Source organism: Pantoea sp. BJ2, assembly GCF_040255075.1.
Lineage (GTDB): Bacteria > Pseudomonadota > Gammaproteobacteria > Enterobacterales > Enterobacteriaceae > Pantoea > Pantoea leporis.
On record NZ_CP158292.1, the window covers coordinates 155,634 to 181,315 of the forward strand.

The 25,682-nt window shown below is 56.1% G+C and carries 19 protein-coding genes; 11 read left to right on the top strand and 8 right to left on the bottom strand.

Annotated features, from left to right (window positions below; all coding sequences use genetic code 11):
* Window positions 1-9: 9 nt before the first annotated feature.
* The 3 genes from bcsA to bcsR are packed head-to-tail and all read right to left on the bottom strand — an operon-like array spanning window position 10 to window position 3,535.
* Window positions 10-2,613, bottom strand: a complete 2,604-nt coding sequence (gene bcsA, locus AAF463_RS00675; protein ID WP_280172297.1) for a UDP-forming cellulose synthase catalytic subunit — start codon at window positions 2,611-2,613, stop codon at window positions 10-12.
* Complete coding sequence (gene bcsQ, locus AAF463_RS00680; protein WP_271460917.1) at window positions 2,610-3,341, bottom strand: cellulose biosynthesis protein BcsQ; 732 nt, start codon at window positions 3,339-3,341, stop codon at window positions 2,610-2,612. The genes bcsA and bcsQ overlap by 4 nt, the downstream gene beginning before the upstream one ends.
* The gene (gene bcsR, locus AAF463_RS00685; RefSeq protein ID WP_101763788.1) at window positions 3,341-3,535 is read right to left on the bottom strand and encodes a cellulose biosynthesis protein BcsR; all 195 of its coding nucleotides are present in this window, start codon (window positions 3,533-3,535) and stop codon (window positions 3,341-3,343) included. Before bcsR ends, bcsQ begins: the two co-directional genes overlap by 1 nt.
* A gap of 195 nt (window positions 3,536-3,730) precedes the next feature.
* On the opposite strand from bcsR, the gene bcsE reads away from it, so the two are divergent.
* The 6 genes from bcsE (at window position 3,731) to AAF463_RS00715 (ending at window position 12,906) form a co-directional block, all read left to right on the top strand.
* Entirely contained in the window at window positions 3,731-5,281 is a 1,551-nt protein-coding gene (gene bcsE, locus AAF463_RS00690) for a cellulose biosynthesis protein BcsE (RefSeq protein ID WP_350261377.1), read from the top strand.
* A complete protein-coding gene (locus AAF463_RS00695) occupies window positions 5,278-5,466 on the top strand; it encodes a cellulose biosynthesis protein BcsF (RefSeq protein ID WP_192414390.1) in 189 nt (62 codons plus the stop codon). Before bcsE ends, AAF463_RS00695 begins: the two co-directional genes overlap by 4 nt.
* On the top strand, window positions 5,459-7,090 hold the full coding sequence (gene bcsG, locus AAF463_RS00700) for a cellulose biosynthesis protein BcsG (RefSeq protein WP_350261378.1): 1,632 nt from the start codon (window positions 5,459-5,461) through the stop codon (window positions 7,088-7,090). The genes AAF463_RS00695 and bcsG overlap by 8 nt, the downstream gene beginning before the upstream one ends.
* 540 nt (window positions 7,091-7,630) lie before the next feature.
* Window positions 7,631-9,643, top strand: a complete 2,013-nt coding sequence (hmsP, locus tag AAF463_RS00705) for a biofilm formation regulator HmsP (RefSeq protein WP_350261968.1) — start codon at window positions 7,631-7,633, stop codon at window positions 9,641-9,643.
* 228 nt (window positions 9,644-9,871) lie between these two features.
* A complete protein-coding gene (locus AAF463_RS00710) occupies window positions 9,872-11,152 on the top strand; it encodes a dicarboxylate/amino acid:cation symporter (RefSeq protein WP_101763784.1) in 1,281 nt (426 codons plus the stop codon).
* 245 nt (window positions 11,153-11,397) lie between these two features.
* On the top strand, window positions 11,398-12,906 hold the full coding sequence (locus AAF463_RS00715) for a pitrilysin family protein (protein WP_101763783.1): 1,509 nt from the start codon (window positions 11,398-11,400) through the stop codon (window positions 12,904-12,906).
* Window positions 12,907-12,909: 3 nt separating this feature from the next.
* Here the strand turns inward: AAF463_RS00715 and AAF463_RS00720 are convergent, their stop codons facing one another.
* On the bottom strand, window positions 12,910-13,782 hold the full coding sequence (locus tag AAF463_RS00720; protein WP_101763782.1) for an alpha/beta hydrolase: 873 nt from the start codon (window positions 13,780-13,782) through the stop codon (window positions 12,910-12,912).
* Between the two features lie 398 nt (window positions 13,783-14,180).
* Complete coding sequence (locus tag AAF463_RS00725; protein ID WP_101763781.1) at window positions 14,181-15,110, bottom strand: sugar kinase; 930 nt, start codon at window positions 15,108-15,110, stop codon at window positions 14,181-14,183.
* A gap of 282 nt (window positions 15,111-15,392) precedes the next feature.
* Between AAF463_RS00725 and pdeH the strand changes: the two genes are divergently transcribed.
* Both pdeH and AAF463_RS00735 read left to right on the top strand, forming a co-directional pair.
* Window positions 15,393-16,166 carry a cyclic-guanylate-specific phosphodiesterase gene (pdeH, locus tag AAF463_RS00730; RefSeq protein ID WP_101763780.1) on the top strand — a complete coding sequence of 258 codons (774 nt, stop codon included), beginning with the start codon at window positions 15,393-15,395 and terminating at the stop codon, window positions 16,164-16,166.
* Between the two features lie 61 nt (window positions 16,167-16,227).
* Window positions 16,228-18,288 carry an AsmA family protein gene (locus AAF463_RS00735; protein WP_110867907.1) on the top strand — a complete coding sequence of 687 codons (2,061 nt, stop codon included), beginning with the start codon at window positions 16,228-16,230 and terminating at the stop codon, window positions 18,286-18,288.
* Here AAF463_RS00735 and ppiC read toward each other — a convergent pair whose 3' ends face one another.
* Window positions 18,289-18,570 carry a peptidylprolyl isomerase PpiC gene (ppiC, locus tag AAF463_RS00740; RefSeq protein WP_008105734.1) on the bottom strand — a complete coding sequence of 94 codons (282 nt, stop codon included), beginning with the start codon at window positions 18,568-18,570 and terminating at the stop codon, window positions 18,289-18,291.
* Between the two features lie 72 nt (window positions 18,571-18,642).
* On the opposite strand from ppiC, the gene rep reads away from it, so the two are divergent.
* Window positions 18,643-20,664 (top strand): DNA helicase Rep, encoded by a 2,022-nt coding sequence (gene rep / locus AAF463_RS00745; RefSeq protein WP_137384900.1) that lies wholly within the window; start codon window positions 18,643-18,645, stop codon window positions 20,662-20,664.
* Between the two features lie 157 nt (window positions 20,665-20,821).
* On the opposite strand, the gene gppA is transcribed toward rep, so the two are convergent.
* Complete coding sequence (gene gppA, locus AAF463_RS00750; protein ID WP_350261379.1) at window positions 20,822-22,306, bottom strand: guanosine-5'-triphosphate,3'-diphosphate diphosphatase; 1,485 nt, start codon at window positions 22,304-22,306, stop codon at window positions 20,822-20,824.
* Between the two features lie 7 nt (window positions 22,307-22,313).
* Window positions 22,314-23,609 (bottom strand): ATP-dependent RNA helicase RhlB, encoded by a 1,296-nt coding sequence (gene rhlB, locus AAF463_RS00755; RefSeq protein ID WP_110867909.1) that lies wholly within the window; start codon window positions 23,607-23,609, stop codon window positions 22,314-22,316.
* Between the two features lie 117 nt (window positions 23,610-23,726).
* On the opposite strand from rhlB, the gene trxA reads away from it, so the two are divergent.
* A complete protein-coding gene (gene trxA / locus AAF463_RS00760) occupies window positions 23,727-24,059 on the top strand; it encodes a thioredoxin TrxA (RefSeq protein WP_008105741.1) in 333 nt (110 codons plus the stop codon).
* Between the two features lie 345 nt (window positions 24,060-24,404).
* Window positions 24,405-25,664 carry a transcription termination factor Rho gene (gene rho / locus AAF463_RS00765; protein WP_008105744.1) on the top strand — a complete coding sequence of 420 codons (1,260 nt, stop codon included), beginning with the start codon at window positions 24,405-24,407 and terminating at the stop codon, window positions 25,662-25,664.
* The last annotated feature ends 18 nt before the right edge of the window (window positions 25,665-25,682 follow it).

Genomic DNA, 25,682 nt, shown 5'->3' on the forward strand with positions numbered 1-25,682 from the left:
ATCATCAACTTAAGTAAAATCGGTTTTGATCGTCGCAGGCTGGCGGTCAATACGCTGCGGTAGCAGTGTCGCCAGCCAACTCACCAGCGCGGTGAGGCCACGGAATAAGCGGCGCAGCGGCGCAGGTCCATACTCGGCCAGACGCAGATAGCCTTTAAAACCCAGCACCATAATGTCGGCCAGACTTTGCACCGGTTTATCTTCCGGGAAGCCGTCCTGCCACAGCGCCCAGGTATCGGCGCGAGCGAAGGTGCACTGAATAAATTCAATGTGTTGGCGCGTCGTGAGTTGATGCAGGCGAATTCCGGCGCGACGGCCAAACACGCGCTGCACCTGACACGGGAAGCTGAACTCTTGCTGACCACGGCGCAGCAGCAGCGACACGGTTTCGTCCTCTTTCAGCGCATCGGCTTCGCGCAGCTCAACGCCCACGCCGCCGTCGGAATAGTCACGCAGGGTGCACGGCACCATGTGTCCATCTTCACGCGCGATGGCGGCAGGCATGGCGATTTCCACACGATGCGCTTCGCGGATCTGGCGCGCTTCAACCGATACCGCCACCGCGCCGCCGAGGATAATCATGTTGTAAATCACCCACACCAAACTGACCCAAATGGTGAGCATTTCGTTGGCCGGACCGTACGCCATGCGCCAGAAGGCCATGCCAATACCGGCGATATTCAGCAGCACCAGCATCATGTACGGCTTGGTAATCACCCAATCGAGATGACGTTCAGCCACCAAACCACCTTTGGCGGTAACGTTGAATTTGCCTTTGTGCGGATTAAACAGCGCCACCGTGGTTGGCCGCGCGATGTACCACGCCAGCACAGTTTCATACACTTCGCTCCAGAACGAATGTCGCCAGCGGCCCTGAATGCGCGAGTTGGTCAAACTGGTGTGCAGCATGTGCGGCAACACGTAGATGGCGATCGCCAGCGCGGGCGCGTAGATGATGTAGGCGTGGAACAGCAGAAACGCCAGCGGTGCCAGCAGGAAGATCAAACGCGGAATCCCGGCGAGAAAGTGCAGCATGGCGTTGGCGTAACACAGGCGCTGCACCAGCTTTAATCCTTTACCGAACAGCGGGTTATCGAGGCGGAAAATCTGCACCATCCCGCGCGCCCAGCGGATACGCTGGCCGATATGCGCGGACAAACTCTCGGTGGCCAGACCGGCAGCCTGCGGAATACGGATATACGCCGAGGTGTAACCCTGACGATGCAGGCGCAGCGAGGTGTGCGCATCTTCGGTGACGGTTTCTACCGCAATGCCGCCGATCTGATCCAGCGCAGTTCGGCGCAATATGGCGCAAGAGCCGCAGAAGAACGCCGCATCCCAGGTATCGTTGCCATCCTGCACCAAACCGTAAAATAGCGAGCCTTCGTTAGGCGTCTGGCGGAAGCGACCGAGGTTACGTTCAAACGGATCGGGTGAGAAGAAGTGGTGCGGCGTTTGCAGCATCGCCAGCCGATGATCTTTCAGGAACCAGCCCATCGTCAGCTGCAGGAACGAGCGCGTCGGCACATGGTCGCAGTCAAAAATGGCAACATATTCGCTGCGGCACACGGCTTTCAAAGCATGGTTGATGTTGCCCGCTTTGGCGTGTTCGTGGGTGGGACGCACCACGTAATTGACGCCGATGCTGGCGGCAAACTCGCGGAACTCTTCGCGCGTGCCGTCGTCCAGCAGGTATATATTGAGCTTGTCCTGCGGCCAGTCGATGCCCATCGCCGCGTAGAGGGTCGGTTTCACGACGCTCAGCGGTTCATTGTAGGTCGGTACCAGAATATCGACGCTCGGCCACGAGGTTATTTCCGGCGGCATCGAGACCGGCTGACGATTGAGTGGCCACAGCGTCTGGAAATAACCCAGCACTAATACCGCCCACGCATAGGTTTCCGCACCTATCAGCAGCAGACCAAACGTCAGGCTGATCGGGTCATCCCAGTTGAGAGTTTCGGTGTAGCGCCACCACAGATAACGGCAGGAAATCGTCAGCGATAACACGATCAGCATGATGGTGGACAAGCGGCCCGGCACGCGACGCACCAGCATCGCCAATCCCCATAACAGCAGCACGAAGACAAACTGCGTAGTGATGCCGAAGGGCTGCGAGATGCACAGCAGCGCCAGCAGGCTGGCGACAATCGCTGCCACGATAAACAGCAGCTGCCGCAACCACGCGGGCAGCGCCTGAATACGTTGTTCGCTGCGCTGGGCGAACCGGTTTCGTTCCAGCCGTGCCGGCAGCGCACCGAGCCACTGATAGAGCGGCTCGCGCCAGCGGAACAGCGGTTTGACGCTGAAACTTTTACGCGTGCGTTTATCCAGCGGCAATACCAGCATCAGCCACAGGCTTTGCAGTGCATAGCGCAGCGGGTCAAGCGGACGTGGGCGCAGCGGCGAAATTTGCGGGTAGTAACGTTGACGATGTTGCAGGATGCGCTGCCATCCCGGTGTTTCCAGCCGCAACAGCGACCACGCGAGTACGCACCACATTAAATGCAGCGCGATGGTGAAACGGCCCGCGCCATGCTGATGCGCCAGCTGAGCGCGGCGTTGCAGCGCCTGCCACGCTTGCGGCATCAGCAGCCAGCGTAATGGATTCACGCCGCGCCTCCCGGCACATGCAGCAGCAGCCAGTTAGCCAGGGTGTTGATCTCTTCGCTGGCCAGCGCATGCGGCCGATATTCGCCCACCGGCTGTTTCATCATCAGCGCTTCCGCCAGCGCTTCATCGCGGTGAATCACTTGGGGAATCAGGTTTTTCAGTGAGTTGATCCACAGCTGATGCAGATCCTGCTGTAGCTGGCTGTTGGCGTTGAACTGGTTGATCAGAAACAGCGTGTGCGCAGGAAAACGCGCGTGATGCAGACGCAACTGACAGTTGGCATCCAGCGTTAGCACCTGCAGCAGACGATCGGCCGCGGTAACCAGGGATCGCTGCCACGGCAACAGATCCGTTGGCATGTCGAAAATAATCCAGTTGTAGTGCGATTTCAGGGCCGGTAGCGCGTGTAGCAGCGGTGCGGCAAATTCTGCGTTGATAGCGCTGATGCTGGCGTACTGTTGCGACGTGAGTGCGCCAAACGGCAGAAAATCCAGCCCTGCCTGATAGCGCTGAGCGCACTGCTGCCACGCTTGCTGTTCGAGCAGCGCGGGCGCCCAGCCCTGAGCGCGGTCGAGCGGCATATTAAAGTGGACAGCTAGCTGATTTACCGGGGAAAAATCGATAACCAGCACCGATTGCTGCAGCGCGTTAAACGCCCAGCCGAGTGCGGCGCTCAGCGAGGTAGCGCCACAACCGCCACGCAATCCTTGTAATGCAATAACAGGCATTAACGTTCTGACTCCTGTGCGGCGCTTATTTCACGCAGCAATGGCCAGCGCGTCATAATGGTATTCAGTCGCGCTTCGCGGGCAATATCAATGTAGCGAAATGCCTTGAGAGAAAAGGCATCACTCAAGGCAGTAATGTCATCGTGCTCTTCGCTGCTAGTCGCATTCAGCGAAAATGCATTCTCTGTTTTCATTATTTTTTTGCCACCAAAAAATCGACAACGGATGAATTGTGGTTTTATTTTTTGTAAAGTTTAAACCTGAAGTAAAGACAAATGCTATCCACAGATCAATATGATTTGCGCTAATACGCTATTTTTTATTTCACCCGTTCCAATTGCGGCTGTCTCGATTAAACTAGCCTGGATTGTATCGATCGCGAATCAAATATGAAAAAACATTATGCGCTTGGCCTGCAGCAGATTCAGCAGGAATTAAATACTCTGCAGAATCCGGGGTTTTACTGGATTACCAGCCAGCGTCAGGATGATGCGCGAACGCTGCTGCGTCAGGTAGTTAGCCAACAAAAGGCGGCTACGCTCATCAGTGCGGATGAGAAACCGCAGGCGCTTTTGACGCCCGATCCCATCGGCGGTCCAGCGCGTATGCCGTTATTTTCACTGCCGGCTAATAAACGCAGCCTAAAGCAGCTTGAAAGTGATTTTTCCCGTGTGCTTAATAGTCGCAGTGGCCTGGTGATTTTTTATAGTAATGCCGCGCTGTGGGGAAAATTATCGCCCGATGAGTTAAGCTTCTGGCTTAAGCGCATGCGCCGTTTGTTATGTAAAAAACAAATTACGTTGTTAATGATCACCTCCGGTACGTCAATAATTCACCTGCGTAATCATCTGCAAGGTTATTTTCGCCAGCTTGATGGTCTCGCACATTTGGAGTTTCAGCAGGACAGTTGGCATTATCGAATTAACTGGTGGTATGCGGCAGATAAATTACTGGCCGACCGCGCTATCCGTTTGAGTTATGTCGATAATCAATTTATTGCCGTTAATCAAGCGGAACAAAATATTCCCTTAAGCCGCAATGATGAAAACCAATTCCTTGCTCAGGAAGGTGTGCTGGAAGGCGCGCCGCCGCTTTCGGCGCAGTGGCAATTGTTTAGCGATAATGAAAGCGTGTTCTCGCGTGCGCAGCAGGCGAATGCCGCCACGGTCATCTTTAGTCTGGTTCATAATCAAGACATTAATTCTTTAGCAACGATGGTCCATAGTTTGCGGCGCTCACGCGGTAGCGCGCTTAAGATTGTGGTGCGCGAAATCAGTACCACGCTGCGCTACAGTGATGAGCGTTTGCTGCTGGCCTGCGGCCTGAATGCCATTGTGCCGACCGCGGCCAGCCTGTCGCGCTTTCTTACCACGCTGGAAGGGGTTCAGGGGCAGCAGTTCTCGCGCCATGTGCCTGCCAATCTCAATACCCTGATGCAGGCGCTGCAGCCGCTGCAGCAGAAAGGCTATCTACCGCTGGACGCATTTTGCGCGGCGGTGCAGCAGCTGATGACCAACACGCTGCTGCCGGAAAATGACAAAGGCTTGATGGTGGCGCTGCGCGCGGTGCCGCAGCTGAAACCTGAACAGATTCTGACGCTGTGTAAACCGCGCCGCTTCGGCGATTTGGTGACGCTGGTGAACGACCGCATCTATCTGTTCCTCTCTTCATGCCGATTCAATGATTTGGATATCGCGCTGAAGTCGATCTTCTCGCTGCCGCACGACGAGCTGTTTAGCAATCGTATCGTCTGGTTTGAAGACAATCAGATCGTGTCGGAGGCGGACAAAATTCGTCAGCTGACGCCGGTGGCACAGCGCGACCGGCAGGCCACGCCGCTGGCCGCTGCGCCAGTCAGCACGCAAACCGCCGCGCCTGAGCGCGGGGCACAAACGCCGCAGCCGATTACCCTCAACCTCGACGGAGTAAGCCACCAATGACGCTGATGGATTGGGTGCAGGTGGCGATCCTGCTGTTACTGATTTTGCTGTTCCTGACATCACTGTTTGGGCGCGGACGAGCGCGTAGCGGCTCTAATCCGCTGCTGCGTTTGCTGCCGACGCGCGCATTGAAATCAGAAGGACAGTGGCAACGCAAAACCCATAAAACGGATAAACATGAATAACAGATTCACGATGCACGGTTCGTGGTGGCGCGGCCTCGGCGGCTGGAACTTTTACTTCCTGATTAAATTTGCGCTGCTGTGGTACGGCTACCTTAATTTTCACGCGCTAAGTAACCTGGTGTTTCTGGCGTGGCTGCTGTTCCCGCTGCCGGGCGTGCGGCTGCATCGCTTGCGTCAGTGGATTTCGCTGCCAATTGGCGTGGCGTTGTTCTGGCACGATACCTGGCTGCCGGGACTCAATTCGATTATGAGCCAGGGCAGCCAGCTGGCAGGCTTCTCGCCCAGCTATCTGCTCGATCTTGCCAATCGCTTTATCAACTGGGAGATGATTGGCGCGAGCTTTGTACTGCTGGTGCTGTATCTGTTTATCGCGCAGTGGATTCGCGTCACCGTGCTGGTGTCGCTGATGCTGATCTGGCTCAACGTGCTGACGATCGCCGGACCGGCAATGAATTTACTGCCGAACAGCGCCGCCACGCCGACGGTGAAGCTCAACGATACACCAGCGGCGAAAGCGCCAGATGGCCTCGATCAATCCGCGCCGCCAACCAGCGCCAACCTCACCGCGTGGCTCAACCGTTTTTACGACGCCGAGCGCCAGCGTGCAACCCATTTCCCGGACGCCTTGCCAGCTGATTCGCAGCCGTTCGATATTCTGGTGATCAACATCTGTTCGCTGTCGTGGTCGGATTTGAACGTCGCGCAGCTGCGTAATCATCCGCTGTGGCAGCACTTCGATATTCTGCTTAACAACTACAACTCTGCTACCGGTTACAGCGGCCCGGCGGGGATTCGTCTGCTGCGCGCCAGCTGCGGCCAGAGCTCGCACAGCGATCTGTACAAAGCCACCGATCAGCGTTGCTATCTGTTTGATAATCTGGCGAAGCTGGGCTTTAAACAGCAGTTGATGATGGATCACACCGGCGTGTTTGGTAACTATCTCAAAGAGCTACGCGAAGAGGGCAATCTGCAGGCGCCGCTGATGTCGCAGGCGGGCATCTCGCCGGAGGTGACGTCATTTGATGGCTCGCCGGTATTTAATGATGCGCAGCTGATGCAGCGCTGGCTCGACGATCGCACCAAGAGCAGCGATGCGCGCTCCGCGACCTTCTATAACCTGATTCCGCTGCATGACGGTACGCGCGAGTTGGGCAGTACGCGCAGCGCAGACTGGCAGCCGCGCGCCAAAGTGCTGTTTGATCAGCTCGATGCCTTCCTGACCAATCTGGAGAAGTCGGGCCGTCGCGTGATGGTGCTGGTGGTGCCGGAACACGGCGCGGCGCTGCAGGGCGACAAGATGCAGATGTCAGGATTGCGTGATATCCCCAGTCCGGATATCACCCATGTGCCGGTCGGCATTAAGTTTGTTGGCATGAAAGCACCGCATCAGGGCCAGCCGCTTAGCGTGGAGACGCCTACCAGCCTGATGGCGATCTCGGAAATCGTGTCGCGCGTGGTGGATGGCCAGGTATTTAACGCGCCGAACGTTAATATGTCGGTGCTGACCGATAATTTGCCGCAGACGCCGGTGGTGTCTGAGAACGATAACGCGGTGGTGATGATGTATCAGGGTAAACCGTGGATCCGCCTGAACGGTGGCGATTGGGTGCCGTATCCGCAGTAGGGCGCCATTAATGGTGTGATGCCGCTCAGTTAAGCGCGGAGCGACTTTCGTTCGCCATGTGCTGAGGCAGTTGCAGCACCTACGCGCGGCGACCGAGCAGAGGACGCCTGGCCGCGCCCTCTGCACTCCCGGGCCTTGCGCCAGCCCAACCCGCCGCTTCGCGGTGCCTTCACTCATTCACGATTCCTGACGGACCGGTGGCGATTCGCTCCTGCTCAGCGCCACCTCTCGCCGCATCCATGCGGCTCGCCCAGGAATCCCTCATTCGCTCAGCGGCTCGGGATGTCGCCTCAACACCCGCGCTGCAGCATTAACGCGTATTTTTCACTCGCAATCGCTACAAATCTCATGGGGTTGTCATCCATGACGGCCAGGCGCGCTTGAATGCGCGTCAAAACCTGCATAATTCCGAATCACTTCATAAATAACCAAACTTGCTTATTTTTCGCCTTTATCCCGGCGAAAAAAACGCGTGACCTGGGATATACTCGCTGCGAATTTCATCTCATTACACGCCTTTGGTGGCCTGGAGAAGTTTTGTTGCGCGTCAGTCGTTCTCTAACGATAAAGCAGATGGCGACGGTTTCCGCCGTGGCGATGGTGACCATCTGCATCTTTATTGTCATCCAGCTTTTTCACTTTGTGCAGCAGCGCAGGATTGACTACGCCCAGCAAATGGAAAATGTGGCGCACACCGTGCGTCAGCCACTCTCCGAAGCGGTACTCAAAGCCGATATTCCGCAAGCCGAACGCATCCTTAATACCCTGAAACCGGCCGGTATTTTATCGCGCGCCGATGTGGTGTTGCCAAATGCCTTCCAGGCGCTGCACGCCGATTTTGCGCCGGAAAAACCGGTGCCGCGCTGGGTCGCACGCCTGTTTGAGCTGCCGGTACAAATCACGCTGCCGCTCTATTCCGTGGAGCGTTCCGGTTTGCCGAAGCCGATTGCCTATCTGGTGCTACAGGCTGATTCCTCCCGCGTCTATCAGTTCCTGCTCAGCACGTTATCCACCATGATCACCACCTACCTGCTGCTGGCGCTGATTCTCTCGATCGCCATTAGCTGGTGTATCAACCGCTTGATTGTGCATCCGCTGCGCGATCTTTCGCGTGATTTACAGGAGCTGCCGCCGCAGGCGATTCTGACCCACAAAATGAAGCTGCCGAATAATCATCGCGATGATGAAATCGGCATGCTGATCCGCAGCTACAACCGCAACCAGCAGGTGCTGGAGTCGATTCACGACGAAATGAGCCGCATGACCACGCATTTTGCCGTTACGGATCTGCCCAATCGCGCGCTGTTCCTTGCGCTGCTCGAACAGCACATCAGCCATCGCCACAATCGTCAGGCGTGGGGCTTGATGGTGATTCGCATTGAAACGCTGCAGGAAGCCAACGGCGTGCTGAGCGATGAGCAGCGCGATACGCTGATGCTGACGCTGGTGGAGAAGATTCGCAGCACCGTTGACGATCACTCACTGCTGGCGCAAACCGGGCCCAGCGACTTCGCCTTGCTGATGAAGCGCGCGCACAATCCGTTCCGCGCCATGCGTCTGGCGCGCAACCTGATGATTCGCATTAATCAGCCGGTGAACCTGCAACAGCTGCAGCTGCGCCCGAACGCCAGCATTGGCCTGGCGCTGCACGAAGAGAGCAGCATCTCGGCCAGCGAACAGCTCGATCGCGCCACCTCGGCGATGATGTCGGCGCGGCATCAGGGCAAAAACCAGATTCTGTTCTTCGATCCGGCGCTCACCGAGCGGGCGCAAAAGCGTTTAACGCAGGAACACGACATCTTGCAAGGTCTGCAGGACGAGCAGTTTGCCCTCTATCTCCAACCACAAATCAATATGGAAACCGGCGAGCTGGCCGGTGCCGAAGCGCTGTTGCGCATGCGCATGCCGGATGGCAGCTACGGATTATCGGAAGAGTTTATTGCCAGCGCTGAAGAGATTGGCGTGATCTCGGCCATTGGCCGCTGGGTGTTTGAAGAAGCCTGCCGCATTCTGGCCGGCTGGCAGAAGCAGGGCATTAACATCCCGCTCAGCGTCAATATCTCGGCGGTGCAGCTGCGTGATGCCAGCATGGTCAGCCATTTGCAGGGCTTGCTGGAGCGCCATCGCATTGCGCCGGGCAACTTCGTATTGGAAATCACCGAAACCGCGCACATTGGCGATGCCGAACAGGCGATTGCGCTGCTGCGCTTGCTGCAGCAAACCGGCGTGGCGGTAGCGCTCGATGATTTCGGAATGGGCTACTCCAACCTCAACTATCTGCATCAGTTCAAAGCGCTGCCGGTAAATAAGCTGAAAATGGATCGCAGCTTCGTCGCCGCGCTGCCGGATGACGACACCATGGTGCGCATCGTGGCGGCGATTGCCGACATCATTCACCTCGACGTCATCGCCGAAGGTGTGGAAACCGCCGAGCAGCGCGACTGGCTGCTGGCGCGCGGAATTACTATAGGGCAAGGCTACTTATACGCTGAAGCGCTGCCGCTCCACATCTTTAACCAACGCTGGCTCAATAGCTCGCAACTCCCTGAATAATCACCTTGGTTATTGATTTTCCTTACAAAATTGTAGCGAAGCGCTGTGCTGAAGCGTTTCAGTTCATAGTTAGAGTTTTGTAACTTTTGTAAGGAATAGTAGGGGATATTAATCTTGTTAACAGGGTGTTATTTTCCTCGCCATCGGTAAGGTTTTACGCTTCTGGCGGCTTGCCGCATGCGTTCTCCACAACAATGGCGGTGCGAACCGTCTTACTGGACACCTGTTATGAAAATCTTAAAAAGCCTCTATTTTCAGGTACTGGTTGCCATCGGCATCGGCGTCCTGTTGGGCCACTTCTATCCTGAGTTAGGCGCGCAAATGAAGCCGCTTGGCGATGGTTTCGTTAAGTTGATCAAGATGATCATCGCCCCCGTGATTTTCTGTACGGTGGTGACCGGTATTGCCGGCATGGAGAGCATGAAAGCCGTTGGACGTACGGGCGCAGTGGCGCTGCTGTACTTTGAAGTGGTCAGCACCATCGCGCTGATCATCGGTTTGGTGGTGGTTAACGTGGTGCAGCCTGGCGTGGGCATGAACGTTGATCCGGCCACGCTGGATGCTAAAGCAGTCGCGGTATACGCGCAGCAGGCGGAGCAGCAAGGTGTGGTCGCCTTCCTGCTGGATGTGATCCCGAATAGCGTCATTGGTGCCTTTGCCAGCGGCAACATTCTGCAAGTGCTGCTGTTCGCTATCCTGTTCGGCTTCGCTCTGCATCGCCTGGGCAGCGCCGGCACCGTGATGTTCAACGTCATTGAGAGCTTCTCGAAAGTGATCTTCGGCGTGATCAACATGATTATGCGTCTCGCGCCAATCGGTGCCTTCGGGGCGATGGCCTTCACCATCGGTAAATATGGCGTCGGTTCGCTGGTGCAGTTGGGGCAGCTGATCATCTGCTTCTATATCACCTGCGTGCTGTTCGTGGTGGTGGTGTTGGGGCTGATTGCACGCTTCGCTGGCTTCAACATCTTTAAATTTGTCGCCTACATCAAAGAAGAGCTGCTGATTGTGCTGGGCACGTCATCTTCCGAGTCTGCGCTGCCGCGCATGCTGGATAAGATGGAGAAGCTGGGCTGTAAGAAATCGGTGGTGGGGCTGGTGATTCCAACCGGCTACTCCTTCAACCTGGATGGCACCTCGATTTACCTCACCATGGCGGCGGTGTTTATCGCTCAGGCGACCAACGCGCATATGGACGTGTTCCACCAAATCACGCTGTTAGTGGTGCTGCTGCTCTCCTCGAAAGGCGCAGCGGGTGTAACCGGCAGTGGCTTTATCGTGCTGGCGGCGACCTTGTCAGCGGTGGGACATTTACCGGTTGCGGGTCTGGCGCTGATTCTCGGTATCGACCGCTTTATGTCCGAAGCGCGTGCGCTGACCAATCTGGTGGGTAACGGCGTGGCGACCATCGTGGTGGCGAAGTGGGTCGGCCAGCTGGATGAGAAACAACTGAATGCGACGCTTTCTGCCGGGAAAAAGGTGAATAACGCACCAGAAACCGCCGCATAACCTGCTATTTGCGTTAATTTGCCGAGAAATGCCCGCTGTCGCTTGCCCTGACAGCGGGCATTTGCATAATAAACCCCATTGATTTTTTTCCCGATTTTTTGCCTCGTTGCGCGACATCCTGACCTTCTCGTGGTCAAAGAGTCTGTTATTAAATAAACGTGGCGGCACAATGCCGCGCCGGTCACCCCAGATGTGACCGAACATGCCGCGCTAACGAGCGTTGATCTGTTTGAGTAGGGGTTCACATGCAGGGCACCAGAATTCGGCTTTTGGTTGGCGGATTGCTACTGGCAGCGTCCGGTTTTGGCGTGCACGCCGAGACGCTCCAACCCGATCCCGCCTGGCAGGAAGGCAAACTGGACAATGGTTTTAGCTGGCAGCTGCTAACCACACCACAACGTCCAAGCGATCGTATTGAGCTGCGCCTGATTGTTAACACCGGTTCGCTGGTGGAGAGTGCGCAACAAACCGGCTATAGCCATCTTTTACCGCGTTTAGCGATGGTGCATAACGCCACGCTGGACACCAATCAGCAACGTGCGCTGTGGCAGCAAGCCATGGATCCGCAACGTCCGCTGCCACCCGCTATTTCGTCGTACGATTACACCCAATACAACCTGAGCTTGCCGAATAACCGCCCTGATTTGCTGAAAGAAGCGCTCAGCTGGCTGGCGGCGACCGCCGGGAAAATGACGATTAATGAGCAGGTGGTTTCTACCGCATTAATGGCGACCGATCCGATTGCCACCTGGCCTGCCAATACGCAGGATGTGTGGTGGCGCTATCGCCTGAAAGGCTCGGCGATGCTGGCGCACGATCCCGGCGAGCAACCGCGCGCGCCGGTGGATATCGCACAGCTCAACAGCTTCTATCAGCAGTGGTACACGCCCGACGGCATGACGCTCTATGTGGTAGGTAACGTCGATAGCCGCAGCATGGCGGAGCAGATCAACAAAGCTTTTGCGCCGCTGAAAGGCAAGCGTGTCGCACCTGCCGCGCTACCGACGCTGTCACCGCTGCCGCATCAGCCGGTGAATCTGGTGAATGGCGGCATGAATCAGGATCGCCTGTCGCTGGTGTGGGACACCGCATGGCAGCCGATTCGTGATTCGCAAAATTTGCAGCGCTACTGGCAGAGCGATTTAGCGCGTGAAGCTCTGTTCTGGCATGTGCAGCGCGCGCTGGCTGACAGCAAAGCGCAAAGCGTGCAGGTTGGCTTCGATTGCCGCGTGCTCTATCAACGTGCGCAGTGCTCGATCAACATGGACAGCCCGAATGCCTCTTTGCCGCAGAATATGAATCAGGTGGCGAAAGAGCTGGCGGCGGTGCGCGACAAAGGGTTACCGCAGGAGGAGTTCGATGCGCTGATGGCGCAGAAGCTGCTGGAGCTCAACAAGCTGTTTGCCACATACGCCCGCACCGACACCGATATTCTGATGGGCCAGCGTCTGCGCTCGCAGCAAAACGCGGTGGTGGACATTGCGCCTGAGCAGTATCAGAAGCTGCGTCAAACCTTCCTCAGCGAAATGACGCGCGATCAGCTAAATCAGGAACTGCGTCAGCAACTGTCGCAGGAGCTGACCATGGTGCTGATTCAGCCGCAGGGTGAAGCCGAGACCAACGTGAAGATGCTGCAGGAAAGCTGGGATAAAGTGATGAAGCTACCCGAACCGCCAGCGGTACCCGCGAGTCCGGAAGAAGTGAAACCGGATAACAGCGCAGGCGCGGCGGATCAGACCGCGCCATCATCCTAACCATTAGGTCTTAGCACGTAGCCACTCGGTTACCAGCATCGGCCAACTGGCGAGCGGTAAATCTGCCACGCCACGGATACCAAATCCGTGGCCGCCTTTCTGGTAGAAGTGAATCTCCACCGGCACTTTGTGCTCACGCAGCGCGCTGAAGAACACCATGCTGTTGTTCACCGAAACCGATTCATCATCGGACGCGTGAATCAGCAGCGTCGGTGGCGTGTGTGCGTGCACGCGCGTCTCCAGCGAATAAGCATCAACCATCTTCTGATCCGGCCATGCGCCGAGCAAGCGGGTGCGTGCACCTTCATGCGCCAGACCTTCACGCATGCTGATCACCGGATAGAGCAGCACCATCGCATCCGGGCGCGGTGTGAAGCTGTCGGCTTGATCCTGCACCGGATAGAGTTTCTCGCCAAAGCGGGTGCCGAGGCTGGCGGCAACGTGTCCACCCGCCGAGAAGCCCATCATCACGATATATTTGCCGTTCAGCCCGCGCTGCGCACGTTCACGCAGCACGCGCACCGCACGCTGCGCATCGGCCAGCGGCGCGTCTGGACCTTCGTGGTGACCGTCATACGGCAGGCGATAGGTCATCACCGCCAGCGTGTAGCCCATTGACGTGAAGAAGGTGGCGAGCGCGCTGCCTTCGCGGTCGATCAACACCCGCTGATAACCGCCGCCCGGTGCGACCAGCAGCGTGATGCCGTTCGAGGTTTCCGGATGCCAGATGGCAATTTCCGGGCAGCGCACGCCGGTGGCGGCGCGGTCATAAGGTTCATACTCTTTGGCGAGATCGACGATCTGCGGCTGAGCGCGCGAATCGCTCGCGCCTGGCGCATCACCGTGTGGCCAGATATTGATGATTTCTGTGTGCATAAGTCAGTCCTGAGCGAGTCATGTTGTCGTTATTTTTTTCGCGGCCGGAGTAACAGCGTCCTGCTGTTGTTGATTAAAACATGGTCTTTTTTGCTGCTGGCGTCCAGCCGAAAATCGCCGATTTCGCCAGTTTCGGACTATGCCTGGCGGCCAGATTTCCTGCCATAACACATTGAATTTAAATCGATCTGATTAGCGCGAGTGAAGAAGTAATACCGTTTTTGTTACAGAAGTGGATGAGTCAGGTCGTTAGCGGAAATTGGCAGGGAAAAATGCTGCGTTAAGGCAAACTGCGCGGGCGGGTTGGTTAGCACAGGTAATGAATGGCGCAGAGATTTGTAGCGGCGCGATTCATCGCGCAATCAATTGCGCCGCTACGGTTGGTGCAGGTGGTTAAGTCATTTCGGCATCGCGCTGAGCGGGATAATCGCCCCGCGATACTGGATCACCGTGCTGGCGGTGAGATGACCGCGTGCGGCGGCATCTTCGGCGCTTCCTCCGGCTAAACGCACCGCCAGATAACCAGCGCTGAAGGAGTCGCCAGCCGCGGTGGTATCGATCACTTTCTCTTTCGCCAGCTTGATGGCGGCGACCTCGCGCAGCGGCTCATCGCCAACCGCCACCAGACAGGAGTCCGCACCGCGTTTGATGGCAATTTCCTGCACGCCCGCAGCGCGTGTGCGAGCAATCACCGCATCCAGCGGCTGCTCGCCCCACAGCAAATCTTCGTCGTCGAGCGTCAGAAATGCCATGTCGGTATGACGCAGCATCTCGGCATACGCCTGCTGAGCGCTGGCTTTATCGGCCCACAGACGCGGACGATAGTTGTTATCGAAAATCACCTTGCCACCGTTCTGACGACAGGCGCTAAGCAGCGTCATCAGTTTTTCGCGACTGGTCGCAGGCAGAATCGCCAGGCTGATGCCGCTCAAATAGAGATAATCATAGTGCGCCAGCTGCTGGCAAATCGCGTCCGCTTGCGCGCTGTCCAGCCAGAAACGGGCGGCGGCGTCGTTGCGCCAGTACCAGAAGGTCCGCTCGCCGTGGTCGTCGGTTTCGATGAAATACAAACCCGGCATTTTATTGTCGAGGCGCTGAACCAGCGCGGTTTCGACATTTTCCTGCTGCCAGGCGGCGATCATCTGGTCACTGAAACTGTCGGTGCCGAGTGCGGTGACATAATCGACACGCAGCTGTTTATCTGACTGACGCGCCAGATACACCGCCGTGTTCAGCGTATCGCCGCCAAAACCGCGTTTGATGTTCTCACCTTTCTCGGACAGCTCAATCATGCATTCGCCAATAATAGCGATTTTCTTCTGCGTCATGGTCTTCAGCCTGTAGTGAATTCTGCCTTAGTCTCGCGTCTGGTATGGCAGTCGTCAATGGTTTTTAAAACGATGTTTTGATTTAACTTAAGGCAGCAAACCGCCTGCGCCACGGTGATTTAGCGGCCAAAGCGCGTTTTGTTTTGCCGATTAAGTGCGAAGCACGCTGTTACACTCAACTCTTCATGGGACTAACGAGATTGATAAAGTTATCCCGGCGATCGCCGATACTTGCCGCTGAGATGCTATTTGCAGGCACTCAACACCAACCAGGAAAAAACCATGGTGATGAAGAATTTGAGTCATCGGCTGCCTGTTTCAAATGAATTGGAGCAACAACAGGAAACGCGTCTCTTCTGGCAGCAGTGCCAACGATTCTATACTTTCCAGCCGATTTACCAGGTCTCAGGCCGCATGCTGGCTATTGAATTACTGACGGCGGTTACCCATCCCTCCGCGCCAGAAAAAAGGCTGTCGCCCGAAGACTATTTTGAAGCACTGACTATCGCGCAGCGCCTCGGTGTCGTCCAGGAACAACTCGAGCTGCTGATAACATGGTCAGCGTTTTTCAATCAGCGTCAGCTGGTGGCGTCGGTTAATATCGACGGTCCAACGCTGATGGAGATTGAGAAGCATGAGTCGATTCGCACGCTGATTGCGCAACTGCCGTGGGTGCGCTTCGAGCTAACGGAGCATCATGCGCTGCCGCAGGAAGAGATGGTGGCGAAGATGCCCGAACTCGGGCCGCTGTGGCTGGATGATTTTGGCTCTGGCATGGCGAACTTCTCCGCGCTGACCGAGCTGCGTTACGACTACATCAAACTCTCGCGCGAGCTGTTTATGCTGCTGCGCGCCAGCGATGAAGGCCGCTCGATGTTCTCGATGCTGCTGGCGTTGATTAACCGTTACTGCAACGGCGTCATCGTTGAAGGCGTGGAAACCGAAGAGGAGTGGCAACAGGTGCGTAGCTCGCCAGCGATGGCGGCGCAGGGCTACTTCTTCTCGCGCCCGGTGCCGTTTAGCGAGCTGGAACGTATGGCTCTTGAGCTTCCCTGATCCCGTTCCGCGGCGTCTCGACTATCCTTAGTCAGACGTGGAAGGGCAAGGAGGAAGCAATATGTCACGTACTCGAAAGATCCTGAGCTGGGTGTTCGGGATTTTTTTGTTATTGGTTGTAGTGATTGTGGTGCTCATCGCCACCTTTGACTGGAACCGCTTGAAACCAACGATTAATCAAAAAGTTTCAGCCGAACTGAACCGACCTTTCGCGATTCGCGGCGATCTCGGCGTGGCCTGGGTTCGCAACCGTGAAGAACCTGGCTGGCGCAGCTGGGTGCCGTGGCCGCAGGTGCATGCCGATGATGTGATGCTCGGCAATCCGCCCTCTATTCCTGATGTCACCATGGTGCATCTGCAGCGGGTTGAAGCCACCATTGCGCCGCTGGCGCTGCTGCATCAGCAGATCTACCTGCCGTGGATCAAGATGCAAAAGCCGGATGCGCGGCTGGTGCAAACCGCAGACAAAAAGAATAACTGGACCTTTGATCTCGCCAGCAGCCAGAACAGCGATGCTAACGCCGCGCCTTCTGCCTGGTCCTTCCGCCTCGACAACATCCTGTTCGATCAGGGACAAGTGCGCTATCGCGACGCCGTCAATAAAGCCGATGTCACAGTGACCATCAATCCGCTGGGCAAACCGGTGCCCTACGCCCAAGTGGCGGGCGGTGACGATCAGCAGAAAGGCGCGGGTGATTTTGTCTTTGGCTGGCAGGCGAACGGCACCTACAACAATCAGAAGCTGGATGGCGACGGCAAAATTGGCGGCATGTTATCGCTGCGCAGTAAAACCACGCCGTTCCCGCTGCAGGTGGATGTGCGTAATGGCACCACGCGTGTACGTATTGACGGTACCTTGCAGGATCCGCTCAATCTTGGCGGACTTGATGTGCGCCTGCGCTTCGCGGGCGATACGCTGGCCAATCTGTATGGCCTGACCGGCGTGCTGCTGCCCGATACGCCGCCCTATGAAACCGACGGCCATTTGATTGCGCGTTTCAATGAGGCGAAAGGGCCGCTATTCCGCTACGAGAAGTTTAACGGCCACATCGGCGACAGCGATATTCACGGCTCGCTCACCTATCGTCAGGGCAAACCGCGTCCAACGCTGACCGGTGAATTGACCTCGAACCAGCTGCGGATGGAAGATTTGGGGCCGCTGATTGGCGTCAACTCCGGCAAAGGCAGCGAGAAAACGCAGCAGGCCAAAGCGCAGCGCGGCGAAGCCTCATCGCAGCCTGCCGATCGCGTGTTGCCACACGACAAGTTTGATACCAAGAGCTGGGACGTGATGGATGCGGATGTGAAGTTCAGCGGCAAACGCATTGAACACAGCAGTAAGCTGCCGCTCAGCGATCTCTATACGCATCTGCAGCTAAAAAACGGCGACCTGCTGCTCGATCCGCTGCGCTTCGGTATGGCCGGCGGCAGCATCAACTCCACCATTCATCTGGAGGGCGATCGCAGCCCGATGCGCGGACGCGCCGATTTGCACGCGCGTAAGCTGCGTCTGCGTCAGCTGTTCCCGGATGTTACGGCGATGCAGAACAGTTTGGGCCAGCTCAACGGCGATGCCTCGCTGAGCGGCACCGGCAATTCGGTGGCGGATCTGCTCGGCACCAGCAATGGCGAACTGAAGCTACTGATGAATGATGGCCTGATCAGCCGCAGCCTGATGGAGATTGCCGGACTGAACGTCGGTAACTATGTGGTGGGTAAGCTGTTCGGCGATGATGAAGTGAGGATCAACTGCGCGGCGACCGATATGAATATTCGTCAGGGCTTAGCGACGCCGAAACTGTTCCTGCTGGATACCGAGAACGCGGTGATCAACGTGACCGGCAACGTTAATTTCGCGAATGAACGCATGGACCTGTCGATCAATCCGGAGAGTAAAGGGATTCGCATCATCACGCTGCGTTCGCCGCTGTATGTGCGCGGCACCTTTAAAAATCCGGATGCCGGGGTGAAAGCCGGACCGCTGATTGCACGCGGTGCCGCAGCGGTGGCGCTCGGGGCGGTGGTTGCTCCCGCCGCTGCGTTGATCGCACTGATTTCGCCTAGCGATACTGACGACAATCAGTGCAGTAATGTGCTGCAGCAGATGAAGAATCAGAAGTGATCAGTTACGCCACAGCACTTTGATGATGTGGTAACCAAAGGCGGTTTTCACCGGTCCGTAAGGCTGTAGCAGCGGACAGGAGAAGACCGCCTTATCAAATGCCGGTACCATTTGTCCTTTACGGAACTCACCCAAATCACCGCCGTTGCGCCCGGATGGGCAGGTAGAGTGTTTCTTTGCCAGTTGCTGGAAGTTCGCCCCTTTCTCAAGTTGCGCCAGCAGGGATTTGGCCTGCGCTTCCTCTTTCACGAGGATATGTAAAGCCGCCGCGGTTTTCGCCATGATGAAGTCCTAATGTGTATAATCCGGCCATTATAACCTCCTTTCTTTTGATTCAACTGAGCGAATTCCGTTATGCGTTTAAACCCCGGCCAACAACGAGCTGTCGAATTTGTCACCGGTCCTTGTCTGGTGCTGGCCGGTGCTGGCTCGGGTAAAACCCGCGTGATCACCAACAAAATCGCCCACCTGATCCGCGAATGTGGCTATCAGGCGCGCCATATCGCCGCCGTAACCTTCACCAATAAAGCCTCGCGCGAGATGAAAGAGCGCGTGGCGCAGACGTTGGGGCGTAAAGAGGCACGCGGCCTGATGATTTCCACCTTTCATACGCTGGGACTGGAGATCATTAAACGCGAATACAAGGCGCTGGGAATGAAAGCCAGCTTCTCGCTGTTCGACGATCAGGATCAGCTAGCCTTGCTTAAAGACCTGACCAAACAGTGGCTGGAAGAGGACAAGACGCTGTTACAGCAGCTGATTTCCACCATCTCCAACTGGAAGAACGATCTGGTCGATCCGCAGGGCGCCGCGGGTTTGGCGCAATCGCAGCGCGACCAGATTTTTGCTCACTGTTATCAGCTGTATGACCAACACCTGAAATCCTGCAACGTGCTGGATTTCGACGACTTAATCGCGCTGCCCACGCTACTGCTGCAGCGCAATCAGGAAGTGCGCGAACGCTGGCAGCAGCGCATTCGCTATCTGCTGGTGGATGAGTATCAGGACACCAACACCAGCCAATATGAGCTGGTGAAGCTGCTGGTGGGTGCGCGCGCGCGCTTTACCGTGGTGGGCGATGACGATCAGTCAATTTACTCGTGGCGTGGCGCGCGTCCGCAAAACCTGGTGCTGCTGCAGCAGGATTTCCCGGCGCTGGAAGTGGTGAAGCTGGAGCAAAATTATCGCTCGACGCAGCGCATCCTGAAATCGGCCAACATCCTTATCGCCAACAATCCGCACGTATTTGAGAAGCGCCTGTTCTCAGAGTTGGGGCAGGGCAGCGAGCTGAAGGTACTGAGCGCGAATAACGAAGACCACGAAGCGGAACGCGTAGCGGGCGAATTGATCGCGCATCACTTCATCAATAAAACCGCCTACAAAGATTACGCCATTCTTTATCGCGGCAATCATCAGTCGCGCGTCTTCGAGAAGCAGCTGATGCAGAACCGTATTCCGTATCGTATCTCGGGCGGCACGTCGTTCTTTTCTCGTCCGGAAATCAAAGATTTGCTGGCTTATCTGCGCGTGCTGACCAATCAGGAAGATGACAGCGCGTTTCTGCGTATCGTGAATACGCCGCGCCGTGAGATTGGTCCGGCAACGCTGCAGAAGCTGGGCGAATGGGCCAACCTGCGCAATAAAAGCCTGTATAACGCCAGCTTCGATATGGGGCTGGAGCAAACGCTGAGCGGGCGCGGACTGGAGCATCTGCAGCGCTTTACGCACTGGCTGAGTGAAATCGTCCAGCTGACCGAACGCGAGCCGGTGAATGCGGTGCGTGATCTGATTCGCGGCATCGACTACGAAAGCTGGCTGTTTGAAACCTCGCCCAGCCCGAAAGCCGCTGAGATGCGCATGAAGAACGTTAACCTGCTGTTCCAGTGGATGACCGAGATGCTGGAAGGCGATGAGCTGAACGAGCCGATGACGCTGGCGCAGGTGGTGACGCGCTTTACGCTGCGCGACATGATGGAGCGCGGTGAAAGCGACGAAGAGCTCGATCAGGTGCAGCTGATGACGTTGCACGCCTCAAAAGGGCTGGAGTTCCCGTATGTCTATCTGGTTGGCATGGAAGAGGGGTTATTGCCGCACCAGAGCAGCATCGATGAGAACAACATCGAGGAAGAGCGGCGTCTGGCTTACGTGGGGATTACGCGAGCGCAGAAAGAGCTGACCTTTACGCTGTGCCGGGAACGCCGCCAGTATGGCGAGCTGATGCGCCCGGAACCGAGTCGCTTCCTGCTGGAGTTGCCGCAGGACGATGTGGTGTGGGAACGCGAGAAAAAAGTGGTGAGCGCCGAAGAGCGCGTGAAGACCGGGCAGACGCGCGTCGCTGGATTGAGAGCGATGCTGGAGAATGCGAAGAAGGGCTGAGTTATCGGTTAGTGCTTGCAGTCCCCCTCCTCGGTCCTCCCCCATGAATGGGGGAGGAAGATGCTGCTATATGTGAGTCGGAAATTGCATGTGGCAGCATCTCCTTACCCCGCTTGCGGGGGAAGGTCGGGATGGGGGATAGCCAGCGCAATCCCAATCAGGAAATCGTCAGTAACCAGTGCACGTAGGACTGATAATGACTCTCCTGCTCTAACAGCTCAGAACGCAGCGGATGCGCTTCGCGCCAACCGGCCGGCAACGTCAAATGCAGTGCATCATCATCCGCCTGTAAACGCACGGCAGGCAAAGTGTCATCGCGACGACGACTTGAGAAGATAATCGCTAAGCGTAGCAAACGACTTAAACGCTCCGCCATGCGCGGCGGTACGGCGTTTTGCTGGGTCAGCAAGGCTAAATCGATGCTGCCGCTTTGGTTCTGCAGCAGGCAAGCCAGCATTTTTTTCTGCGCGGGAGTGAAGCCAGGAAGATCGAGATGACGAATCAGGTAAGCGGCGTGTTGCGGTGCCTGGCGGAAATCGACGCTCAGGCCAATTTCGTGGATAGAACAGGCGCTAAGGAGTAGATCGCGACATCGGTTATCCAGCTTCCAACTGCTGCTCACCTGACGGAAGAAACTTTCCGCCAACTGACGTACGCGACCGGCCTGGTCAATATCAATGGCAAAACGACGCTGCACGTTCTGCAATGTGCGGCTGCGGATATCACGATCCACCGGCAGATGCAGCATGCCATACACTAAACCTTCGCGCAGTGCGCCGCCGGCTAGCGTCATGCCTTCAATGCTGAGTTCCTGGAAGATAGCGATGAGAATCGATAAACCGCTCGGGAACACTAAGGCGCGCTCCAGCGTCAATCCTTCAATTTCCAGCTCTTCCAACTTGCCGCACTGAATCGCGCGCTGTTTCAGCTGTTGCAGTTTGCTTAGGGTGATGCGCTCATCCATGCCCTGCGCCATCATAATTTCCTGCAACGCTTGTACGGTGCCCGACGCTCCGACGCAGATTTGCCAGCCTTTTTCGCGCAGCGCAGCGGCCACCGGACGGATCATCTCGCGCGCGGCCAGTTCGGCCTGCTCGAAATTCTCTTTGGCCAGATGACGGTCGCTGAAGTAGCGTTCAAGCCAGGTTACGCAACCCATCGACAAGCTGAACAGCGTGGTGGCATGTGAACCTTCGCCAGTCACCAGTTCGGTGCTGCCACCGCCGATATCGACCACTAAACGCTGATCGGAACCGCCGGTGGTATGCGCTACGCCCTGATAAATCAGGCGTGCTTCCTCTTCGCCGCTGATGACATTCACCGCGCAGTCAAGAATGTGTTCAGCCGTTGTGAGGAAATCCTGCGCATTTTCGGCAAGGCGCAGCGTGGCGGTTGCCACCACGCGGATTTGTTCCGGAGGAATATCCTGCAGCTGTTCGGAGAACAACCTCAGGCACTGCCAGCCGCGTTGCATCGCCTCAGCGGAGAGGTGATTCGCTTTGTCGAGGCCAGCCGCCAGACGCACTTTGCGCTTTATCCGCGCGACGGTCTGAATGCTGCCAGACACCTCGCGCACCACCAACATATGAAAGCTGTTAGAACCTAAATCAATCGCTGCATAAAGTGACGATGCGCTTAGCATGGTGTGCTTAACCCGAACGTTTACGGTTGCTATTGCGCGGCGCGCCGCTCCGACGGTTACTGTTGTTCCCGCCACGGCGTGGGCCGTTACCCGAGCGGCTGCGTTGCAGACGTTTCGGCGGTGGCAGTTCGCTCATCAGCGCATCGCTGTTGTACTTGCTGACCGGAATACCGTGACCAATATACTCTTCGATTGCCGGCAGGTTCAGCGCGTACTCTTCGCACGCCAGGCTGATGGAGTGACCGCTGGCACCCGCGCGGCCAGTACGACCGATACGGTGAACGTAGTCTTCGCGATCGTCAGGCAGATCGTAGTTGAACACATGCGTGACGGCAGGAATGTGCAAACCCCGTGCCGCGACGTCGGTGGCAACCAGGATATCCACATCGCCTTTGGTGAAGTCATCGAGGATACGCAGACGTTTTTTCTGCGCCACATCACCCGTCAGCAGACCCACGCGATGACCATCGGCAGCCAGATGGCCCCAAATGTCTTCACAGCGGTGCTTGGTGTTCGCAAAGATAATGGCGCGATCTGGCCACTCTTCTTCTACCAGCGTCTGCAGCAAGCGCATTTTCTCTTCATTTGAAGGGTAGAAAAGCTCTTCTTTAATACGGTGGCCGGTTTTCTGCTCGGGTTCCACTTCCACGTATTCGGCGTTGTTCATGTGCTCAAACGCCAGTTCACGCACGCGGTAAGACAAGGTTGCAGAGAACAGCATACTCAGGCGTTGGGTGGCCGGCGGCATGCGGCGGAACAGCCAACGAATGTCTTTAATAAAACCGAGATCGAACATGCGATCGGCTTCATCCAGCACAACAACCTGAATCGCGCCCAGGTTGACATGGTTCTGCTTGGCGTAGTCAATCAGACGTCCGGTGGTGCCCACCAGAATATCGACACCATCAGCCAGCACTTTCAGCTGTTTATCGTAGCCGTCGCCACCATAAGCCAGGCCCAGCTTTAAGCCAGTGACCTTGGCTAACGGTTCTGCATCGGCATGAATTTGTACGGCGAGCTCACGCGTCGGGGCCATGATCAGCGCACGTGGCTGATTGATCTGGCGACCTTCTGCGGCAGGATGAGAAAGAAGATAATGAAACGTTGACGTCAGGAACGCCATCGTTTTGCCGGTACCGGTTTGCGCCTGACCCGCAACATCACGCCCTGAAAGCGTAAAAGGCAATGCGAGCGCCTGGATAGGCGTGCAGTTAGAAAAGCCTTTGGTATCAAGGGCTTCTACCACCTGAGGGTGCAGGGCGAAGTCGGAAAACTTCTGTTCAGTTAAGTGTGTTTTGCTCATAGTGTGGTAGAATATCAGCTTACTAGCGCTTTACGAAAGCGTATCCGATGAAATAAAGTCAACCTACGTTGGTATCATTTCCGCCAATTCGCCAGGCGCAATCTTTTGGAGTTAAACATGAGCAGCGATAAGATCGTTCACTTGACCGATGACAGTTTCGACACAGACGTACTGAAAGCAGACGGTGTCACTCTGGTAGATTTCTGGGCTGAATGGTGTGGTCCTTGCAAAATGATCGCCCCAATTCTCGACGAAGTCGCAGAAGAGTACGAAGGTAAACTTACCATCGCTAAGTTGAACATTGATGACAACCCGGGTACGGCGCCAAAATATGGCATCCGCGGTATCCCAACTCTGCTGCTGTTCAAGAACGGTGAAGTGGCGGCAACCAAGGTTGGCGCACTGTCTAAAGGACAGTTGAAAGAGTTCCTGAACGCCAACCTGGCCTAAGCCCGGCGCGGTGTTTGTTCGGCAGTGGTGAATTTTTTCGCCACTGCTGGACGTCTCACTTTAAGCGTGTTAAGTTAATTTCACTGCATTACGCTCTTACCTTGTAGTTTGCATCTAAGTTTTCCCTTGTCAGACCCTACTCGCAATGAACGTTATCGTGGTTTGGCAATCTGATGACTAGCACATTCGGCATCATCTTTCGACTGTCTCCTCGTTTCCTATCGCCACATCTGACGATAATCGTCGAGCTGAGTTGAAAAAGAGCCATTAACAGGCATGGAATTTTTGCCATACCACTCACGACAATCATTTCGAGAATTACCCCGAGTTTAAGAACCCATCACTATGAATCTTACCGAATTAAAGAATACGCCGGTTTCTGAGCTGATTACCCTCGGCGAAAATATGGGGCTGGAAAACCAGGCGCGTATGCGCAAGCAGGATATTATTTTCTCTATCCTGAAACAGCACGCAAAAAGCGGCGAAGACATCTTTGGTGATGGTGTGCTGGAGATATTGCAGGACGGATTTGGTTTCCTCCGTTCTGGAGATAGCTCCTACCTCGCCGGTCCCGATGATATCTACGTCTCTCCTAGCCAAATCCGCCGCTTCAACCTCCGCACTGGTGACACCATTTCTGGCAAGATTCGCCCGCCAAAAGAGGGTGAACGCTACTTTGCGCTGTTGAAAGTTAATGAAGTTAACTATGACAAGCCGGAAAACGCGCGTAACAAGATTCTGTTCGAAAACCTTACGCCGCTGCACGCCAGCAAGCGTATGCGTATGGAACGCGGTAATGGCTCGACTGAAGATCTGACCGCACGCGTGCTGGATCTGGCTTCTCCGATTGGTCGTGGTCAACGTGGTCTGATTGTGGCGCCGCCGAAAGCGGGTAAAACCATGCTGCTGCAGAACATCGCGCAGAGCATCGCCTACAACTATCCAGATTGCCTGCTGATGGTGCTGCTGATTGACGAACGTCCGGAAGAAGTGACCGAGATGCAGCGTCTGGTTAAAGGTGAAGTGATCGCTTCGACCTTTGATGAGCCAGCGTCACGTCACGTGCAGGTTGCTGAGATGGTGATCGAGAAGGCCAAGCGCCTGGTTGAGCACAAGAAAGATGTGATCATCCTGCTTGACTCCATCACGCGTCTGGCGCGTGCCTACAACACCGTGGTTCCAGCTTCAGGTAAAGTGCTGACCGGTGGTGTGGATGCTAACGCCCTGCATCGTCCGAAGCGTTTCTTCGGTGCGGCACGTAATGTGGAAGAGGGCGGCAGCCTGACCATCATCGCGACCGCGCTGGTTGATACCGGTTCGAAGATGGACGAAGTGATTTACGAAGAGTTTAAAGGTACAGGTAACATGGAATTGCACCTCTCGCGCAAAATCGCCGAGAAGCGTGTATTCCCAGCGATTGACTACAATCGTTCCGGTACCCGTAAAGAAGAGCTGCTCACTACGCAGGAAGAGCTGCAGAAGATGTGGATTCTGCGCAAAATCATCCATCCAATGGGTGAAATCGACGCGATGGAGTTCCTCATCAACAAACTGGCCATGACGAAAACCAACGACGAATTCTTCGATATGATGAAGCGTTCCTAAGTTGCGATCGGCGAGTCG

Coding starts and splice junctions, on each gene's coding strand:
- rep (WP_137384900.1), top strand. CDS start 18,643: ATGCGTTTAAACCCCGGCCAACAACGAGCTGTCGAATTTGTCACCGGT.
- rhlB (WP_110867909.1), bottom strand. CDS start 23,609: ATGAGCAAAACACACTTAACTGAACAGAAGTTTTCCGACTTCGCCCTG.
- AAF463_RS00720 (WP_101763782.1), bottom strand. CDS start 13,782: ATGCACACAGAAATCATCAATATCTGGCCACACGGTGATGCGCCAGGC.
- bcsR (WP_101763788.1), bottom strand. CDS start 3,535: ATGAAAACAGAGAATGCATTTTCGCTGAATGCGACTAGCAGCGAAGAG.
- AAF463_RS00695 (WP_192414390.1), top strand. CDS start 5,278: ATGACGCTGATGGATTGGGTGCAGGTGGCGATCCTGCTGTTACTGATT.
- AAF463_RS00735 (WP_110867907.1), top strand. CDS start 16,228: ATGTCACGTACTCGAAAGATCCTGAGCTGGGTGTTCGGGATTTTTTTG.
- bcsE (WP_350261377.1), top strand. CDS start 3,731: ATGAAAAAACATTATGCGCTTGGCCTGCAGCAGATTCAGCAGGAATTA.
- AAF463_RS00715 (WP_101763783.1), top strand. CDS start 11,398: ATGCAGGGCACCAGAATTCGGCTTTTGGTTGGCGGATTGCTACTGGCA.
- trxA (WP_008105741.1), top strand. CDS start 23,727: ATGAGCAGCGATAAGATCGTTCACTTGACCGATGACAGTTTCGACACA.
- rho (WP_008105744.1), top strand. CDS start 24,405: ATGAATCTTACCGAATTAAAGAATACGCCGGTTTCTGAGCTGATTACC.
- ppiC (WP_008105734.1), bottom strand. CDS start 18,570: ATGGCGAAAACCGCGGCGGCTTTACATATCCTCGTGAAAGAGGAAGCG.
- bcsQ (WP_271460917.1), bottom strand. CDS start 3,341: ATGCCTGTTATTGCATTACAAGGATTGCGTGGCGGTTGTGGCGCTACC.
- pdeH (WP_101763780.1), top strand. CDS start 15,393: ATGGTGATGAAGAATTTGAGTCATCGGCTGCCTGTTTCAAATGAATTG.
- AAF463_RS00725 (WP_101763781.1), bottom strand. CDS start 15,110: ATGACGCAGAAGAAAATCGCTATTATTGGCGAATGCATGATTGAGCTG.
- bcsG (WP_350261378.1), top strand. CDS start 5,459: ATGAATAACAGATTCACGATGCACGGTTCGTGGTGGCGCGGCCTCGGC.
- gppA (WP_350261379.1), bottom strand. CDS start 22,306: ATGCTAAGCGCATCGTCACTTTATGCAGCGATTGATTTAGGTTCTAAC.
- AAF463_RS00710 (WP_101763784.1), top strand. CDS start 9,872: ATGAAAATCTTAAAAAGCCTCTATTTTCAGGTACTGGTTGCCATCGGC.